At 65.2% G+C, this 17,500-nt stretch carries 16 protein-coding genes; 8 read left to right on the plus strand and 8 right to left on the minus strand.

Annotated features, from left to right (window positions below; genetic code table 11):
- Nucleotides 1–268: 268 nt before the first annotated feature.
- Nucleotides 269–1,672, minus strand: coding sequence for a DUF3472 domain-containing protein (locus ACQCST_RS01630; RefSeq protein ID WP_426997632.1), 1,404 nt, complete (start codon nucleotides 1,670–1,672; stop codon nucleotides 269–271).
- Between the two features lie 797 nt (nucleotides 1,673–2,469).
- Between ACQCST_RS01630 and ACQCST_RS01635 the strand changes: the two genes are divergently transcribed.
- Nucleotides 2,470–3,531, plus strand: a complete 1,062-nt coding sequence (locus ACQCST_RS01635; protein ID WP_426997633.1) for a LacI family DNA-binding transcriptional regulator — start codon at nucleotides 2,470–2,472, stop codon at nucleotides 3,529–3,531.
- Between the two features lie 78 nt (nucleotides 3,532–3,609).
- Here the strand turns inward: ACQCST_RS01635 and ACQCST_RS01640 are convergent, their stop codons facing one another.
- The 5 genes from ACQCST_RS01640 to ACQCST_RS01660 all read right to left on the minus strand — a co-directional run bounded on the left by ACQCST_RS01640 (nucleotide 3,610) and on the right by ACQCST_RS01660 (nucleotide 7,539).
- Nucleotides 3,610–4,809, minus strand: a complete 1,200-nt coding sequence (locus ACQCST_RS01640; RefSeq protein WP_426997634.1) for an MFS transporter — start codon at nucleotides 4,807–4,809, stop codon at nucleotides 3,610–3,612.
- A gap of 16 nt (nucleotides 4,810–4,825) precedes the next feature.
- Nucleotides 4,826–5,194 carry a fluoride efflux transporter CrcB gene (gene crcB / locus ACQCST_RS01645; protein ID WP_426997635.1) on the minus strand — a complete coding sequence of 123 codons (369 nt, stop codon included), beginning with the start codon at nucleotides 5,192–5,194 and terminating at the stop codon, nucleotides 4,826–4,828.
- Nucleotides 5,191–5,727, minus strand: a complete 537-nt coding sequence (locus ACQCST_RS01650; RefSeq protein ID WP_426997636.1) for a fluoride efflux transporter FluC — start codon at nucleotides 5,725–5,727, stop codon at nucleotides 5,191–5,193. The genes crcB and ACQCST_RS01650 overlap by 4 nt, the downstream gene beginning before the upstream one ends.
- Nucleotides 5,724–6,317, minus strand: a complete 594-nt coding sequence (locus ACQCST_RS01655; protein ID WP_426997637.1) for a universal stress protein — start codon at nucleotides 6,315–6,317, stop codon at nucleotides 5,724–5,726. The genes ACQCST_RS01650 and ACQCST_RS01655 overlap by 4 nt, the downstream gene beginning before the upstream one ends.
- 211 nt (nucleotides 6,318–6,528) lie before the next feature.
- Nucleotides 6,529–7,539, minus strand: a complete 1,011-nt coding sequence (locus tag ACQCST_RS01660; RefSeq protein WP_426997638.1) for a bile acid:sodium symporter family protein — start codon at nucleotides 7,537–7,539, stop codon at nucleotides 6,529–6,531.
- A gap of 251 nt (nucleotides 7,540–7,790) precedes the next feature.
- Between ACQCST_RS01660 and ACQCST_RS01665 the strand changes: the two genes are divergently transcribed.
- Nucleotides 7,791–9,767, plus strand: a complete 1,977-nt coding sequence (locus tag ACQCST_RS01665) for an amino acid transporter (RefSeq protein WP_426997639.1) — start codon at nucleotides 7,791–7,793, stop codon at nucleotides 9,765–9,767.
- A 677-nt stretch (nucleotides 9,768–10,444) separates the two neighbouring features.
- Here the strand turns inward: ACQCST_RS01665 and ACQCST_RS01670 are convergent.
- Nucleotides 10,445–11,551, minus strand: a complete 1,107-nt coding sequence (locus tag ACQCST_RS01670; RefSeq protein ID WP_426997640.1) for a GTP pyrophosphokinase — start codon at nucleotides 11,549–11,551, stop codon at nucleotides 10,445–10,447.
- A 232-nt stretch (nucleotides 11,552–11,783) separates the two neighbouring features.
- On the opposite strand from ACQCST_RS01670, the gene ACQCST_RS01675 reads away from it, so the two are divergent.
- Complete coding sequence (locus ACQCST_RS01675; protein WP_426997641.1) at nucleotides 11,784–12,587, plus strand: alpha/beta hydrolase; 804 nt, start codon at nucleotides 11,784–11,786, stop codon at nucleotides 12,585–12,587.
- 11 nt (nucleotides 12,588–12,598) lie between these two features.
- Here the strand turns inward: ACQCST_RS01675 and ACQCST_RS01680 are convergent, their stop codons facing one another.
- The gene (locus ACQCST_RS01680; RefSeq protein WP_426997642.1) at nucleotides 12,599–13,633 is read right to left on the minus strand and encodes an EAL domain-containing protein; all 1,035 of its coding nucleotides are present in this window, start codon (nucleotides 13,631–13,633) and stop codon (nucleotides 12,599–12,601) included.
- Between the two features lie 284 nt (nucleotides 13,634–13,917).
- Here ACQCST_RS01680 and ACQCST_RS01685 point away from each other — a divergent pair, with 284 nt between their 5' ends.
- From ACQCST_RS01685 to ACQCST_RS01705, 5 genes are all read left to right on the plus strand, one after another.
- Nucleotides 13,918–14,877 (plus strand): carbohydrate kinase family protein, encoded by a 960-nt coding sequence (locus tag ACQCST_RS01685; protein ID WP_426997643.1) that lies wholly within the window; start codon nucleotides 13,918–13,920, stop codon nucleotides 14,875–14,877.
- 9 nt (nucleotides 14,878–14,886) lie between these two features.
- On the plus strand, nucleotides 14,887–15,429 hold the full coding sequence (locus ACQCST_RS01690; RefSeq protein WP_426997644.1) for a YbhB/YbcL family Raf kinase inhibitor-like protein: 543 nt from the start codon (nucleotides 14,887–14,889) through the stop codon (nucleotides 15,427–15,429).
- Nucleotides 15,430–15,438: 9 nt separating this feature from the next.
- Nucleotides 15,439–16,257 (plus strand): HAD family hydrolase, encoded by an 819-nt coding sequence (locus ACQCST_RS01695; protein ID WP_426997645.1) that lies wholly within the window; start codon nucleotides 15,439–15,441, stop codon nucleotides 16,255–16,257.
- Between the two features lie 114 nt (nucleotides 16,258–16,371).
- Nucleotides 16,372–16,620 carry a hypothetical protein gene (locus ACQCST_RS01700; protein WP_426997646.1) on the plus strand — a complete coding sequence of 83 codons (249 nt, stop codon included), beginning with the start codon at nucleotides 16,372–16,374 and terminating at the stop codon, nucleotides 16,618–16,620.
- A 123-nt stretch (nucleotides 16,621–16,743) separates the two neighbouring features.
- Complete coding sequence (locus ACQCST_RS01705) at nucleotides 16,744–17,484, plus strand: glycerophosphodiester phosphodiesterase (RefSeq protein WP_426999048.1); 741 nt, start codon at nucleotides 16,744–16,746, stop codon at nucleotides 17,482–17,484.
- Nucleotides 17,485–17,500 lie beyond the last annotated feature (16 nt).

The following is a 17,500-nucleotide window of genomic DNA, read 5'->3' on the forward strand; positions in this document are numbered from 1 at the left end:
AGCTGAAGCGAGACAGAAACCGCTAGTCCGAAAATTTTCGTCCCGAAACGGGCGGCCCGCATCTGTCCCCAGCTGCGTTCGGCTGCTGCGATGCTCTGGTGGGACCGCGCCGGGGGAAGGGATGCGAGTTCGACGGTGATGGCCGGGACGGCCGCTACACTGGGCGGTGATTTGTCCGGACGACTGATCTCAGTACGACGACGGCCCGGTCACCTTGCGGGGTGACCGGGCCGTCGCCGTCGTCGTACTTACTCCTGAGTGGCTTCCGCTACGGAATGATGACTGTGGCAGTGCCGCTCAGGCCGCTGCTTTTGCCTGTCACGGTGACCTTGTGGGTACCGGAGGGCAGTGGTGCAGTCAGTGCGATGGCCGTATTGGCCAATTTTCCGTCCTCGGTGGCCGTTGCCGTGGTGGCCACGGCGGTACCGTCGACGGTGACCAGTAACGGTTCGTCGTTGGCGTAGGGGGAACCGGTAACGCTTAGCTGGCTGCCGCTGACCGTCGCCGTGATGCTGGCGAAGGTTTCCTGGGTGTACAGCGGGGCGCCCTTTCGCACGGCAGCAATCGGTGCGATGTTCCCGGGCGCCGCGCAGCTCCTGGACGCGGTGTCCCAGATTGAATTCACGTTGGAACGGGCCTCGGCGAAGGGGATGCTGCTGCCGGTGACGGTTTCGGTGACCTTGCATGGTTCGCCGGGGGTGGGGAAGGCATCGTTCTGGATGGTGAAGAGCCTGGACATCTGGCCCGTGAAAGAGACCTTGTTCAGTGGAATCCACGCGTCCTTGGCGGCGGAAAAGGTGAAGGCGTTGCCGTAGGAGGCTGTGCGGGCGCGGCCGGCGGTGAAGAGGTTGTCCCGCTTGAAGTCCTCAATGAAGGAGTAGAGCCCGCTGAGGTTAGTCTGCGTGGCCGGGCGCTCGGTGCGGACGGTCATCAGTCGGGTCCACTGGGGCGCCTGATCGGTGGGGTTCAGGTTGATCCACGCGGTGACGATCTTGGCGTGGCCGTCCGATGTGTCCGTCTGCGCGGTGATCATGGTGGCGTAGTTCTTGCCGAGTTGCCAGTCAAACGGGATGCGGATGCTGGGACCCCCGGCGTACTCGCCATGGATCACCAGGTTGCCGCCCGGGATGGTGTACAGGACTTTGGAGGACAGCCTGTCATCCGGAACCTGGCCCTTCTGGGGGCCGAAGATGGAGAAAATGGCGATCTTGGAGTTGGCTTCGAGTTCCTGGATGCCAAAGTAGCCGCCGTTGAAGCCGTTGGTCATGAAGTAGCTGGCGGGCGTGCTGCTGAGCGGGGTGATCTCGTTGTAGAAGGCGTTGGCGTCCGCAGGGAGAACGCCGTCCTGCGTGGTGTACCTCAGGTGCGCAGAGGGGTCGCCTTTTTCGAAGATGCCCGGCAGCCTGGGCGTCGCAGATTCCCTGGCCCTGGACGAGCGGATCGCAGCTATTGGGCTGCGGGGTGCGGCCGCCGCGGGAATCCACCTTGAAGGGTTCGGCCACGGTGGCGATCCTGGCGTCGAAAATGTGGGCAAGGCCGCTGCCGCTGACCTCGATTTCCTTGACTTCCTTCGCGGGATCGATGTTGATTCCGCTGACAAACATTCCGTACTGCGTGCCTGTGTCAACGTCAGCGGCCGCCCGGGTATTGCGGCCCGCGACGCGGAAGGCATCGTGGACCAGCTCCAGCGGATCCGGTGTTGCCGTGGTCCAGGTGTTGGTCAGGGCGAAAGCGCGCAGCTGGCTCTTGTCCTGGTACGTCACCGTGACGTTGAACGGGCGATTGCCGCTGGTGGTGGTGGCGAGGAACGCGATGGCGTTCCCGTGGCCGCGGAGCCTGATTTTGCTGGGCTGCGCATTGGGGGCGATGTTGTCCGGCTCCCCTGGCTCGGACGCAGGCATGGTGAAGCCGATTCCGGCTGCCTCCACGGGGGCGCCCGGTCCGTAACCGGCTGCGGCGAGTTTTGCCGCGCTGAAGGAACTTCCCGCCGCATCCAGCTGCCCGCTGCTGCGTGTGGCGGAATCCGTGATGCCCACGTTGTTGAAAGCCGAGGCCACCGGACCGGTGCCTTGTTTCATGGAGTCTCCGTTGTCTGCCGTGGCGGCCACTGCGGTGCCGCCGGCCAGCGCGGCAGCGGTCAGCAGGGCCAGCCCTGCGCGCATTCGGGTATTCATTGCCATGGCAATCCTTCGTCTCAGTGCTTCCGGGAACCTGGTGCATTTGTTGATGCAACGTTGCATCAATGTGATGTAGACCATACTTGCATGATGCGGACCGGTTTGTCATGCCTTGCGGCTGTCGTTTTCATCGTCCCCACACACCCAGCAGCCGTGCCGGGGTGGGGCAACCCGGGCCGCCGGTCAGCCGGACAGCGGGTGATTGCCGATAGAGTTCAACAAAATCCGCATTCTTTCCTCACTACCGGGTCCCGGTGAATCGGTGAATCGGTGAGACAGACAGGAGTCAGTTGTGGCGCGTGGATCCAAGCCCACCATCAGGGACGTCGCGGAGCGGGCGTCCGTGTCCCTGACCACGGTGTCGTACGTGCTCTCCGGCAGAAGCGGCGGAACCACCAGGATCAGCCAGCCCACCCAGGACCGCGTCCTGGCTGCCGTCAGCGAACTCGGTTACGTGCCCAATCAGGCGGCCCGCGGCATGAGGCGCGGCAGAACCGATCTGGTGGCTGTGGCGATCGGCGATCTTGAATGGCCGTGGGACCGCGCGCTGGCAACGGCCGCCGCGCGGATTCTCCCCGGCTACGGTTACCAGCCGGTCATTCTGCTGGGGCAGGCCTGGCGGCAATTTATGCTCTCCGGCGGTGCGGACGGTGTGATTCTGGGCTTCATCCCCGAGGACAGGCTCGAGGACGAGACCATGACTGAACTCGCCCGGCGTGGCGTGGCACAGGTGGTCATTTCCGAAACCATGCAACCGGCAGGTTTCGACGTGCTGGCTCCCGAGCCGCAGGGCGGCATTGAGGAAGGCATGGACTTCCTCACGCACCACCACACGCGGATCGGCTGCATCCGCCGCACCGAACTGGCAGACCGCCCGCTGTCCCGCTACCGCCGCTATGTTGCCGGACTGGACCGGGCCGGAATCCCGGTGGATGAAGCTTTGGTGCGGACCTCGCATCACCGCCGGGACCGCGCATATCAGGCTGCCCTGGAACTGCTGCAGCTTCCGGAGCGGCCCACGGCCATCTTTGCCACGGATGACATGGAGGCGCTGCAGGCTGTCCGTGCGGCATACCGGCTGGGCCTCCGGATCCCGGAAGACGTCCAGATTGTCGGTGTGGGCAATTCCACCGAAGGCCAGGAGGCTGACCCCGCGCTCTCCACGGTGGGTCCGGATCCGATTTTCGAGCAGGTGGTCACCATGCTGGTTGAGCGGCTTGAGGGAAAAACACCGCCGGAAGGCGTGCGTGTACCGGCACCGTGGAAGCTGCTGCTGCGCGGCACCACTGTCCAGTCCGACGGCGCCACCTCGCCCGTACCGGACAGCGCAGACGCCGCAAGCGGCGTTCTGTAGCCGGGAGTCCGACGTCGGGCATTCATCCTTGCGCTGTAGCCGGGCGTGCCCGATTTTTCATCGACCCGATCATGGCTGTCACGTTTTGGACAGGCGCGTGCTGACAAACATGATGACCGCGAGGAGCTGGACAGCGATGGTCACCCCGACGAGCACCGGGACTGAGATTCCGTAGAGCACACCGGCCAGCGCGCCGCCGCCAGCCGTTGCCACGCCCAGGACTGCAGCGAAGATCCCGTAGGCGGTGCTGCGGCGGTTCGCGGAAACCAGATCTGCAATGGTGGCCCGAAGGGTGGATTCCTGCACGCCCAGCGCGGCTCCCCAGAGCAGTGACCCGAGGATCACCGGGATCACGGCGTCCGTAAACGACAGCACCGGGACCAGCGCCGAAAGCGCGGGCAGAAGAAGCAGGACGCGGGGGCCGAAGCGGTCGTACGCCCACCCGGTGGCCAAGGCGGCGACCGCATCGACGAGCATAACCGCGGCGTAGACCACCGGAACAAGGACCGGGGCAAAGAGGCCGCGGGTCACCATGTGAAACGAGAGAATGCCGAATGTCGCGAATCCGAGCATAGTGATTCCGGTGAAGACGGAATACAACCAGAACGCCCGTGGCAAAGGAGTCAGGCTGCCGTTGCCGAGCGTTGGGGTTTCCGCGGGGGCCTGCGGAGATTTTTCGAAGTCCAAGGGTTGAGGTGCCTTCGCCCGCAGCCAAACCAGCAGTGCCATAGCTGCCACCCCCGGCAGAGCCAGCACGGCGAGCGATGGTCCGTAATTGTTTCCGGTGAGTGCCAGCATCCCGGCCACCACCAGCGGGCCGATGACCGCACCGAGCTGGTCCATTGCTTCGTGGACGGCAAAACCCCGGCCGCGGCCGATTGAGGATGTGGCAAAAGACAACAGTGCATCCTTCGCCGGCGAGCGGACGGCTTTTCCGATGCGTTCCAGAATCACCAGAGTGCAGGCAACCCAGAGGGCTCCGGAGAATCCCAGCGCCGGCACGCTGATGACGGTGAGGGCGTAGCCGGCCAGGGTCCAGGCCCAAAACCGCTTGGTGCGGTCGGCCAGTGGCCCGGACACCAGGCGTAACAGCAGCGCTGCCGCTTCTCCGACTCCGGTCACAACGCCCACCACCACAGCGGTGGCCCCAAGCTCGGCGAGCAATGGACCAGTGACGGCCCGGGCACCCTCATAGACGAAATCGGCAAGCAGGCTGACGGTGCCGAAGGTCAGCACAAAACGCCACGCGGTGATCGTCGGGCGGGTCAGCTTGGCCATGTGGGTGACGGCGAACTTATGTGAGGGCGGCCAGGCCGACGCCGCCGGCCGCGGCCAGGACGCACGCGGCCATTGTCCCGAGCCCGTTGATCAGGGCAAATCCGGTGCGCCCGCTCTGGATCAGGCGCACCGTTTCGAAGCTTGCTGTGCTGAATGTGGTGTAACCGCCCAGAAAGCCGGTCCCCAGGATCAGCTGCAGGGTGTCGGGGGCATGGTGCGCTTCGACGAGCCCTGCCAGGAATCCCAGCACGAGTGACCCTGTGACGTTGATCAGCATGGTTCCGAGCGGCAGTGCCGTGCGTGCCCGGGAAAGGACCAGCCCGTCCACGATGAACCGGACGGCGGCGCCGAGGCCGCCGGCGAGGGCGAGGAGCACCACGGTCATGGTTGCTCCGTCCCGGAATCCGGTCGGATGACGCTCTGGTGGGTGGGGCCCTGCTGGGCAAGGCCCTGCTGGCGGGTCAGGACGGTGCGGTGGTGGCGGGCCCCACCCCAGACGCCGGCGGTCGTCGCCGCCGCGCCGCCGATCAGGCTGGCAGCCAGGTAGACGGCCGCCTCCGCCGCCCGGCCGGCGTCGAACAGGTGCACCGAATCCATGGCCAGGGCGCTGTATGTGGTGAAGGCGCCCAGGAATCCTGTCCCCGCCAGTAGCCGGATGACCCGCCGTCGGCCTGCGTCCGGTCCGCGCCGGGACAGTCCTTCCAGCAGTACACCGAGGGCCAGGGCGCCGGCCAGGTTGATCAGCAGTGTTGGCAGCGGCCAGCCGCCGGGTGCAGGCAGCGCCAGGCCCAGCCCGTAGCGCGCTCCCGCGCCGAAGATGCCGCCGAGCGCTACGAGCAGGACATAACCGGGATGCAGGTGGAGGTGGCGGTGGGGCCGGTGCCCGGCCGCTGTGTGCCTGGCCGCCTGATTCGTCACGCGGATTCCCCGGCACCCATGCGGGAGTTCAAAGGGATCACCAGCACGGGCCGGTGCTGGCGATGGGTGAGATGAACGGCGACCGAGCCGGTTAGGAGCTCCTCCAGGCGTTTGCCGATCCCGCGCTCCCTGGTGCCGACCACGATCACCGCGGCGTTGACCGTCTCAGCCAGTCGCGCCAGTGCCCGGGACGGATCGCCGGCGAGGGTGACGAAGGACCAGGCGATTCCGTACGGCTCAAGTTCCGAGGCAAGGCGGGAATGGATCCCCCCGGCGATGTTTTCGGCGTCGTCATCAATGACGTCGGGATCGATCGGCAGGGACTCCACCCGTCCGTCCGGATCTTCGTCCACCAAGTAGGTGGTGACGTCGACGTAGGCGCACACGAGGTCCACCCCGAGGCTGAACGCCAGATCGGCAGCGTGGCGGGTGACGGCAGGTGGTTGGCCCGGCACGACTCCGGCCACAACCGGTCCGGTCAGCCGGTGGGGCCCTGCTGGCTGGTGCGGTCCCGACAGGCGGTGGGGTTGCAGCCCGGATGCCGGGCCGTTCCCGTCAGCCGGGGTGGGTCCGTGATGCCGGTCAGCCATGGTTGTCCCCTTCTGTCCGTAGATCCCGTAGCGCTGCGTGGCCTGCGGTGAAGCTGCCTTCTGCGTCGGCGGCCCTAGCGTTAAGGGTAGCCGTGGCAGTGCCCATCCCGTTGGCTTTTAACTGTTGGCTTTTGGTCCGGCATTCGCGGATCCCGCGAGCCGGCCGTTTCCTGCCACAGGACCTGCCTTAGGCATTTCCCTAAGCCCTGCCTTAAGCGTCGCGCAGCGGGCGCCTGGCCAGCCAGGCTGCGACGATCGCCCCGGAGATGTTGTGCCACAGCGAGAATACGGCTGAGGGCAGTGCGGCCAGCGGGCTGAAGTGCGCGGTGGCCAGAGTTGCTGCCAGCCCCGAGTTCTGCATCCCCACTTCGAAGGCCAGCGCGCGCCGGGCCTTGTCATCGAGCTTCCCGAGCTTGCCGGCCAGGTACCCGAGGCCCAGGCCGAAGCCGTTGTGCAGCACCACCGCGACGAACACAATGCCGCCGGCGGAAACGATCTTGCTGGCACTGCCGGCCACGACGATCGCAACAATCAGGGAAATCACGACTGCGGATGCCCACGGCAGCGCCGGCAGCACCCTCGCGACGAGGTTCTTGAGGAACAGGCGCGCCAGGAGGCCGGCGATCACCGGAAGGAGGACGGTCTTGACGATATCCAGCACCATGGCTCCGGCGTCGATATTCAGGAAGGAACCGGCCAGGAACAGGACCAGCAGGGGCGTGACGATCGGGGCGATGAGGGTGGAGACCGACGCGACTGCCACGGACAGGGCCACGTCCCCCTTGGCCAGGAACGCCATCACGTTGGAGGCTGTGCCGGAGGGCGCGCAGCCGACCAGGATGAGGCCCACGGCAAGTTCCGGAGGGAGCTGGAGCGCCACGGCAATGAGCCAGCCTGCACCCGGCATGATCACGTAGTGGGCCACGATGCCGAGCACCACGGCGCCCGGCCGCTTGACCACGGAGGCGAAGTCCGGCGGGGTGAGGGTCAGGCCCATGCAGAACATGATGATGCCCAGCAGGTAGGGGACGCTGGTACCCATCGGCTTGAATGCGCCCGGCAGGAGGAAACCAGCCACGCCGGCTGCCACCACGAGGAGGGGGAAGACGGTTACGGCAATCCGGGCGATTTTCGCTTCCGCGGCCAGTGCCGGGTTCAGTGGTTCGGCGGCGGGGTCAGCACCTGCGGGAGTTTTTTGGGGGGTCTTGGTTGCCTCAAGCATTCATTTATGCTGACACTGACGTCCACCATGCGGCCAATTCGTGACCACATGTCAGACAAATAAGTCAGACTTCTTACGGTTGATCCTCACCGCGACACACAGGTCATCCGCTTCAGGGTGCGCGGGAATGCGGCGGACGGGCATTGAGCGTTAAGGATTTGTCAAGATCGACGTTTACCGCGTGTAGGGCTTCCTGGCTGGTGCTATGGTCGGCTTGATCGCGGCGCGGTGCGCCATGCGGAAAGGCATTAATGACGACCATGAGCAGACAACCGGCAGACCCGTCGGCACCCAAACCCGGAGCCAAGCTGGCGCTGAAGAGCTGGCTGCTGTTCGGGCTGCAGGACAGTAAAGGCACCCATCAGGGTCCGGGCGGTGTGACCTCGTCCCATCAGAAGAAGCATTCATGGTGGCAGGTCATGTGCCTGACCGGTGTCGACTACTTCTCCACCCTGGGGTACCAGCCGGCGATCGCGGCCCTGGCGGCCGGGGTGATTTCCCCGCTGGCCACCCTGGTATTGGTCGCTGTGACACTGCTGGGTGCCCTTCCCGTTTACCGCAGGGTTGCCGGGGAAAGCCACCGCGGTGAGGGATCCATCGCCATGCTGGAGAGGCTGATGCCGCGATGGGGTGGCAAGCTCTTCGTGCTGGTCCTGCTGGGGTTCGCCGCGACGGACTTCATGATCACGATGACCCTGTCGGCGGCGGACGCCACCGCGCACGTGATCCAGAACCCCATCGCCCCCGGCTGGCTGGAGGGACAGAACGTCCTTGTCACCCTCTTCCTGCTGGCCCTGCTGGCCGCGGTGTTCCTGCGCGGATTCAAGGAAGCCATCGGTGTGGCCGTCGTGTTGGTGGTGATCTACCTGGGGCTGAATGTCGTGGTGGTGGCCGTGACGCTCTTTGAGGTATTCACACACCCTGTTGCCGTCGGTGACTGGTGGACGGCGCTGTCCACCTCGCATGGGAACCCGCTCATGGTGGTGGGCATAGCCCTGCTGGTCTTCCCCAAACTGGCGCTTGGCCTGTCCGGCTTCGAAACCGGGGTGGCCGTCATGCCGCAGATCCAAGGCCACGCCGACGATACCGAAGAGAATCCCGCGGGCCGGATCCAGGGGGCCCGGAGGCTGCTGACCACGGCCGCCGTCATCATGAGCGCCTTCCTGATCACCACCAGTTTCATCACCGTCGTACTGATCCCGGAGCAGGAATTCCAGCCCGGCGGCCAGGCAAACGGCCGAGCTCTCGCCTTCCTGTCCCACGAATACCTGGGCGTCGGATTCGGCACCGTGTACGACATCAGCACCATCGCCATCCTCTGGTTCGCCGGGGCCTCCGCCATGGCCGGGCTGCTGAATCTGGTCCCCAGGTATCTGCCGCGCTACGGCATGGCGCCGGGATGGGCCAAGGCCGTCCGGCCCCTGGTGCTCGTATTCACCCTCGTCGGGTTCCTGATCACTTACCTCTTCAACGCCGACGTCGACGCCCAGGGAGGTGCCTACGCAACCGGCGTACTGGTGCTGATGACGTCCGCAGCAGTAGCGGTGACGCTCTCGGCCCGCCGCAAGAACCAGCGCAAGCGCACCGTAGGCTTCGGGACCATCGCGGTGGTATTCACCTACACCACGATCGCGAACATCTTCGAACGTCCCGAAGGCATCCGGATAGCCGCCGTCTTCATCGTGGGCATCATCGTAATCTCACTGATGTCCCGGATCCGGCGCTCCTTTGAACTCCACGCCACCCACGTCCATCTGGACCGTCAGGCCCTGGAATTCATGTCAGAGGTGGTGGACGGGCCCCTCGGGATCATTGCTCACGAACCGCTCCGGCTGAGTGCGGAAGCCTACCGGGAAAAGCTCACCTCCGCGATCGAGGTAAGCCACCTGCCCGTGGACTACGAGGCTTTGTTCCTGGAAGTCATCGTGGACGATTCTTCCGACTTCGAAACGGAGCTGGAAGTACGCGGCGTAGTCCGCCACGGATACCAGATCCTGGAAGTCCACGGGCCGGTTGTCCCGAACACCATCGCCTCGGTACTCCTGCACATCCGCGACGTGACGGGTCTGATGCCCCACATCTACTTCCGCTGGACCGAAGGAAACCCCGTCGTGAATCTCCTGCGCTTCCTGTTCCTGGGCGAAGGCGAAATCGCCCCCGTCACCCGTGAAGTGCTCCGCGAGGCCGAACCCGACGTCACCAAACGTCCCTGGGTGCACGTCGGCTGACCGGGGATAACCGTGACGTGGCGGGATTCTCGCAGCAACGCCAACGGCGTCCTCATACGAGAACGGAGCATGCTCCCGGAAAGCAGCATCCGCATCGCTACGGAGGACGCCCGGGGCCAGCACGCGAACCCGGGTCATGTTGCCGTTCGACTCGCTGTAGGCCAAGACATCCCCATAAACCTGCCTGCGCAGAGTGCCCACCACGGAACGGCTGGAAAGCAATCCACCAGGCGTCACCGTTGGTGTCCGCGAAGAGGTAGCCGACCCGTGAGCCGAAGGCTGTCCCCGCGACACCGCGATCGCCGTACCCGGTGACGTTTCCGGCCGTGGCCACGAACTTCACGTCCCGGCTTTCATCCCGCCCGTACAGGCTCATCTCTACCGGGTCCCACGGATGAAGGCAACCAAGAGCCAGATCAGCACCACAGACAAGCCGCCGAAAAACAGGGTCGCTTCCACGCTCTCGCCGCTCATCGACAGCCGCCCTTCCATCCTTTGTGGTGCCGCCCCGCTACTGCGACCTTCTCTCCCCACACAAACACCCATGGCGTACCCGCGGAGCGATTTCCCCCATTTCTTGACGGTTTCTTAACAGGGATGGTCCAGTTGTTAACGAGGATGGTCCAGCAGCTGCCCATGGCAAGCAGGATCTGGAACACACCGGCCAGGATGGTTCGCTAGTTCTTGGTCTGGCGGTAGCGCTCGATCTGTTTCAGCCGCCGCTGGAGGCTGTCGCGCCGCGGGTGCGGAACGGCGTCGGGCTCCTCCGCGGTGAGGTCGATGTGCTGGGTGCCGTACTGCCACAGCAGGAGGTCATCCAGGAGCCGGTCCGGTCCGGGGGAGTACCGGTGGTCCAGGGCCTTGCGGACCTCGGTGATCCGGTTGGCGCTGAGCAGGCCGGCCAGCTGGACGGTCTGGTTGAGGCCGTGCGCCGCCATGAGTTCCGCGGCCCAGCCCCAGTCATCATCCACTTTGCGATCCACGTGCGGCAGGAGCGTGCGCCAGACGTCACGGATGCGGTTGGGGGTGAGCTGGAGAGCCCCTTCGCCGTCTGTATCCCAGTAGCTGCGGACTTCCTCGTAGCGTTCGTGCAGATCCGCGAAGGCGCTCTCCACGGTTTCCAGCATGGCCGCCGTCGCGGTGAACTGGCGGTCAAAATGTGGGGTCCAGGCGCGAGGGTCCTCGGCCTTGAACCGGATGTCGTGCTCGATCTCGCTCCAGGCGTGGGCAAAAACGGTGCGGATCTGGCATTCGAAGAAGTAACTGCCGTTGGGCTGGGAGTCCGGGTTGAAGGCCAGCTGGTACTCCTTGACGGCCTCGTTCTGGATGGTGCGCAGGATCAGATGGCGGCTGGAGTAGCCGTAGGTGCCGGATTCGATGGAGCCGATGTCCTTTTCGCGGTCCCCCCGGCAGTCGAACAGTTGGCGCTGGCGTTTGATCAGGTTGGCCACCAGAGCGTTCTCCGCGGGCAGCTTGGTGATGACGCGTATGCCCACCATGTCATTGAGCGTGCGGAACGGGTCCGGGAACTTCAGGACCGGGGGTCCGCCCGGCTCCAGGGGTTCCTCGGTCCGGGAGATCTTTTCGCGGAAGGATTCAACGGTTTTGGTGCGCCCGGTGACGAAAAGCGGAGTGACTTCGGTGTCCTTCAGCATTCCGCGGAGAGTCAACAGGACGTCGCGGGTGACCAGCTTCAGGGCAGGCCTGACCCGCTCGTAGAGTTCGACGTTTTCCTGCACCGAAGCGCGCAGGCTGATGTCCAGACGGTCCCAGTTGCTAGCCATGGTTCCAAACTACCTTGACCGTGCGACATGAACAGCGCACAACCCCAGCAGTGCTGAGAGTTTCCCAGGCAATACGTCCAGGAGCGGCGCTGCGGCTGCCGGGACGGGTATCACTGTAGGCTCGGCACATGGCTGACGTGCGGCGTCGTACTCTTATGGGCACCGCAGCGGCAGTGACTTTGGCGGTGCTGTGCTGACCGCTTGCTGTTCGGACGGGGCCAGAGAGGACGCAGTGAAGCGGCACAAGTACCAATACGGCGATGACAAGAGCCAGTGGGGCGAACTCTTCTTACCCGAGACCGCCCACGCCAACGGATCCCGGGGGGTGGCAGTGGTGATCCACGGCGGTTACTGGCGCTCGCAGTACGGCGCGGAGCTAGGGGAACCGCTGGCCAAGGATCTGGCCACCCACGGGATGGCCGCCTGGAACCTTGAATACCGCCGCGCCGGCAACGGCGGCGGCTGGCCGCACACCTTCGAGGACGTGCTGGCGGGGATCGACAAGCTCGGCGAGATCGCGGAGACGCACGGCCTGAACCTTTCCAAGGTGGTTGCCCTGGGGCACTCCGCCGGCGGGCACCTGGCTGTTTGGGCAGCCGGCCGGGCCAAACTGGGAAGCCTCGGCGCACCGGATGCAGACCGCCAGATCCAACGGAGGAACGACGCCGGCGCGGTGCACCTCAGCGGCGTGGTTAGCCAGTCCGGGCTGCTGAACCTGGCCCAGGCGGAGAAGCTGGACCTGAGCAACGGTGCCGTGAGCAATCTGCTGGGAGGCTCGTCCCGCAAATACCCCAAGCGCCATCAATTCGCCGATCCGATGAGCGCCATCCCGCTGACGGTTCCCGTTGTTGCCGTGCACGGCCTGGATGATGACACCGTGCCCCAGAGCCAGTCGGAGAGCTATGCCGCTGCGGCCCGGACCGCCGGGGCGCCTGTCCAGCTGCTGAAGGTCCCCGGCGACCACTTCGCCCTGATTGATCCCAAGGCGGCCTCGTTCCGGAAGTGCCGCGAGCTGGTTCAGGAGCTGCTGGCCTGAGTCGGGGTTGGTCAGGTGTCCTTGGCGGGGCCGGAAGCGGCGGGTGATGTGAGCGTTTCGGCCGCGGTGTCCCAAGCGGACCATTCCTCGGGACGGACGGACGGACGGCCCAGGAGGTAGCCCTGCCCTGCCGTGATACCGAGTTCGCTGAGGGCAGCGAGCTCGGCCGAAGTCTCGATTCCTTCTGCTACCAGGACCGCGCCGATCTGCGTGGCGAACTCCACCATGGACGCCGCGAGGGCATGCTGCCCTGCGTCAACGTCCACTCCATCGATGACGCTTCGGCCGAGTTTGATGAAGTCCGGCTTGAGGTGCAGGACGCGGCTCATTGAGCCGAAGCCGGAGTCTGCATCGTCAATCGCAATGCGTAGCCCCAGCTCGCGTAGCGGCGTGATCGCGTCGAGGAGCAGCGGATACTGATGGTCTTCAATGGCTTCGGTCAGTTCCAGGACAATACGGTTCAGCGGCAGCTGGGACTGCTCAAAGAGATGGGGCAGGCGGGAGCTGATGCAGGACGCGGGGGAGAGGTTCAAGGCCACGTAAAGGTGCGGGGGCAGTTTCTCTGCCGCGGTGAGGGCGGAACCAAGCGCTGAGAATTCCAGATCGGCGCCGAGGCCAACGGATGCGGCTTCGGTGAACCAGAAATCCGCGCTGGCGCCGTCATCGCTCACAAACCGCGAGAGTGCCTCCACACCAATGACGATTCCGTCCGCCAGTCCATGAACGGGCTGGAACGCCGTCATCAGCATCCGGTTGCTCAGCATCTCGCTGATGCGGGACAGGCTCTGTGGAGATTCCAGCACATCGGCCGGCAGAGGATCAAGGAACGGCGGGGCCGTAAAGGCCCCGGGAGCCTCAAGCGTGCTGGCGCCCTGAAGGTTGACCTGGCCCCGGGATTCAAGCAGGTGCTCAAGCAGTGCCCGTTCGGGAACCCCGGCATTGGCCGTCAGGTGTTCGCACAACCGTTGCCTGGCAGCCGCTCCGTCAGGGGCGGGGTCTGCCAAGATCGACGAAATGATGCCCCATGCTTGCGTTCGGATGTTCATGTGCCGCGCCCCCAGGTGACGAAACCATGACCTGATGGCCATGAATTCTGATGAGTCAATGCTGGACGTCTAAATCTATCCGCTAACACCGATGCCATTCCTTTCCCCAGCGGGCACCGGCTGAGCCCGGAACCCGTCAACGAGCCCAGCATCATAGCCTGGGAATGCCGGACGTCGCAAATCCATCGTATCGCGGAACTCGGCAGGGCGCGGTCAGGCGCGTCGCTCAATTCCGCTGGCCCATAACTAGGGCGCGGGATCCCGTTCTCTGGCAGAGTATGTCCATGCTCACAGTTATTGGCGAGGGTCTGGTTGACGTTGTCCAGCGCACCTCTGGAATCGAAGCCCACGTCGGCGGCAGCCCGCTCAATGTCGCGGTGGGCCTGGCCCGTCTGGACCATCCGGTGCAGTTCATTGGCCGCTATGGCCGCGACGCCTACGGAGACTCCGTGGCCGCGCATCTGAAAGCCAGTTCTGTGATGCTGCCGCAGGGTCCGGACGGCCTGCCCACCAGCGTGGCCACGGCACTGATCGACGACGACGGCGCCGCCACCTATACCTTTGACCTCACCTGGGAGCTTCCCGGCCTCGCGGACCGGCTCCTCTTTATGCTTCAAGGCACCACGCTGCTGCACACCGGATCCATCGCCGCCATGCTGGAACCGGGGGCCCGGGACGTCCTTGCCGCTGTGGAACACGCCCACCCGTCCGCCACCATCAGCTTCGATCCCAACTGCCGGCCCAGCATCATCACGGACGTGAACTACGCGCGCCGTCAGACCGAAAAGTTCGTCGCACTCGCGGACGTGGTCAAGGCTTCGGATGAGGATCTCGAATGGCTGTACCCGGGCGTGGATGTGCTCGAATCCGCCCGCCGCTGGCTGTCCCTGGGCGGTGCGGAAGGACCGGCCATGGTGGTCGTCACTCGCGGCGCTGCCGGGCCCTGGGGCGTCACCGCCGCCGGCGAGGCCCAGTATGCTGCCCCCGCCGTTGAGGTGGCGGACACTGTCGGCGCCGGGGACTCGTTTATGGCGGCGTTGCTATCAGGAGTGGTGGACCGCGGCCTGGATGGTGCGCAGAACCGGGACGATCTCCGCGCGCTGCCTGCCGAGGGCCTCGCTGAACTCCTGGGCCGCGCTGCCCGCGCTGCAGCCATCACCGTGTCCCGTGCCGGGGCCAACCCGCCCACGCGCGCAGAACTCAACCGCGGGGAATCGGATTCAGCCGAACTAACCAGCAACTGACAGGCAGCCATGACAAGCCACGATGTCCCGTCCTTCCACCTCAGCAGCGAGTCGTTCACGGAGGGCCAGACCCTTCCGCCCGCACAGCGCAGCGGCAAGATGCGTGCCGGCGGCAAGGACGAGTCGCCGCAGCTGAGCTGGAACGGTGCGGCTGACGGCACCAGGAGCTACGCTGTCACGGTGTTCGACCCTGATGCCCCGGGGCACGGCGGATTCTGGCACTGGGCCGTGCTGAACATCCCGGCAGACGTCACCTCCCTCCCGCCGGGAGCGGGTTCGGAGGGCGGGCGGATGCTTCCGGATGGTGCGCTGCAGTTGAAGAACGACGGCGGGTTCCGCGGCTATCTGGGTGCTGCACCACCGCCGGGGCATGGGCCGCACAGGTACATTGTCACCGTCTACGCAATGGATGTTGAGCAGCTTGGGCTGGACGCGGGCGCCTCCACGGCCAGCTTGGAATCGACGCTGATCTCCCACGCGCTGGGACGCGCAACAATGACGGGGATCTACGAACGGCATGAGGCGCGCAGGCACTTCAATCAGCCCACGTAGACTGGACTGATGCGGTTGGTAGCGAGTGATATTGACGGAACGATCCTTGGCCACGACGGAAAAATCAGTGACCGCACTATCCGCGCCTTCCACGCCTGCCGGGAGGCCGGCGTCGAACTGGTCTTCGTTACCGGGCGCCCGCCGCGCTGGCTGCACCCGCTGCAGGACCAGCTGGGCCACGCCGGCACAGTGATCTGCTCCAACGGTGCCGTGGTGTGGGACCTGGAAGCGGACAAAGTTGTGTCCGCCCGGACCCTCGCCCTTGACGCCGTGCTTGAGGCCCGCCGGATCATCAAGGCGCTGCGGCCGTCGGCCCTGTTTGCCGCCGAAACCCTCACCGGCTTCCATTTGGAACCTGGCTTCATCGAGATCGAGTCCAGCGAAATCCTGACCGAATTCAAGCCGGCGCCGCTTGCGGACACGCTCACGGCGGAAGACGGTGTGGTGAAATTCCTGGCGATAGTCCGCGACGGCACAGCGGATGAGTTCCTCGCAGAGGTGGCTCCCGCCGTCGCGCATCTTGCCGCTTCTACGCACTCGGCGCCCACCGTGGCGCTTCTGGAACTGTCCCTTCCCGGCGTCAACAAGGCGGTGACGCTCGCCGAATACGCTGCCTCCCTGGGGATCGGCGCGGCTGATGTGGTGGCCTTCGGAGACATGCCCAACGACATCGAGATGCTCCGCTGGGCTGGCGATGGCTACGCCATGGCCAGCGGCCACCCGGAAGCCATCCGTGCCGCCGGGCAGCAGGCACCGCATTTTGACGACGACGGCGTGGCACAGATTCTCGAGGCAAAGCTCGCCGCGCTCGGGGTGAGACTTCCTTAAGTCTGGCGTTTCGATAAATGCACCGGACTCCCAGCCGATATCCAACTTGCTTTCAGTTTTGTAAATTAGGCTGAAAGCTCGAACTTGAGATAAGTGACCTGTGATGGGGGAATCATGGCCAGATATCGGACGTACAGTGCTGACGAAATGCCGGTGCGCAAGGCGGAGCCGGACGCACTCTGGAAGAGCCTGCGGCAAGGCGACCGAGTGCGGGTTCGCCTGACTCAAGGATATGAAACGGGTGGCCTTGTGGATGCTGTCACGCGGGACCACACCTCAGTTTGGGTGGATCTCGACGGCGGCCGCGGCCGCACGCTGCTGCACTGCAGCGACGGCGTGGTGATTGTGCCCCAGTCCACCTGAACTGTCCCGGTCCTCCTCAGGTACGCTCGAGAAGTGAGTGAGCTCCTGCCGTTCTTCGCCCCTGCCGGCACCCCGCGCCCCCGGGGAACTGCCGGTGCCGCGGGTGCATCGCGCCCCGTGGCCATGGCCCACCGCGGGTTCTCCCGCGAAGGGCTGGAGAACTCGATGGCTGCCTTCGCCAGCGCCGTCTCGCTGGGTTTCCGGTACCTGGAGACCGATGTCCACACCACCGCTGACGGCGTTCTTCTGCTGTTCCACGACGAAACCCTGGACCGGGTCACGGACGGCCGCGGCCGGATCTCCGAACTGACGGCCGCCGAGGTTGCGGCAGCGCGGATTGGCGGGCGGGAGCCGGTGCCGCTTTTTGACGAACTGGTGGCTGCTTTTCCTGACGCCCGCTTCAACCTGGATGTTAAGGACTGGAGCTCCGTCCGCAGCCTCGCAGCCGCGATCGAGCGCCATGGCGTCCACGACCGCGTGCTGGTGGCCAGCTTTTCGGACCGGCGACGCCGGGCAGTGCTGAAGCTGCTCAGCCGCCGCACCGCGTCATCCGCAGGGATGGTGTCCAACGCGCTGTTTGTCGCGCTGGGGCCACTGCTTCCCGTCACAATCCTGCGGCGGCTGCTTCATGGCGCATTGCGGGACGTGGACGCCCTTCAGGTCCCCGTCCGGTACGGTCCAGTCACGGTGGTGACCCGGGGCTTCGTCCGGCGGGCGCACGCCTTGGGCCTGTTTGTGCATGTCTGGACCATCAACGAACCCGCCGAGATGAACAGGCTCCTGGATCTGGGCGTTGATGGAATCTTCACCGACCGGGCCGATCTGCTCAAAGAAGTGCTGCAGGAGCGTGGATCCTGGAGCTAGCTGTACTCAGCTAGCG

Source organism: Pseudarthrobacter sp. N5, assembly GCF_050157035.1.
Lineage (GTDB): Bacteria > Actinomycetota > Actinomycetes > Actinomycetales > Micrococcaceae > Arthrobacter.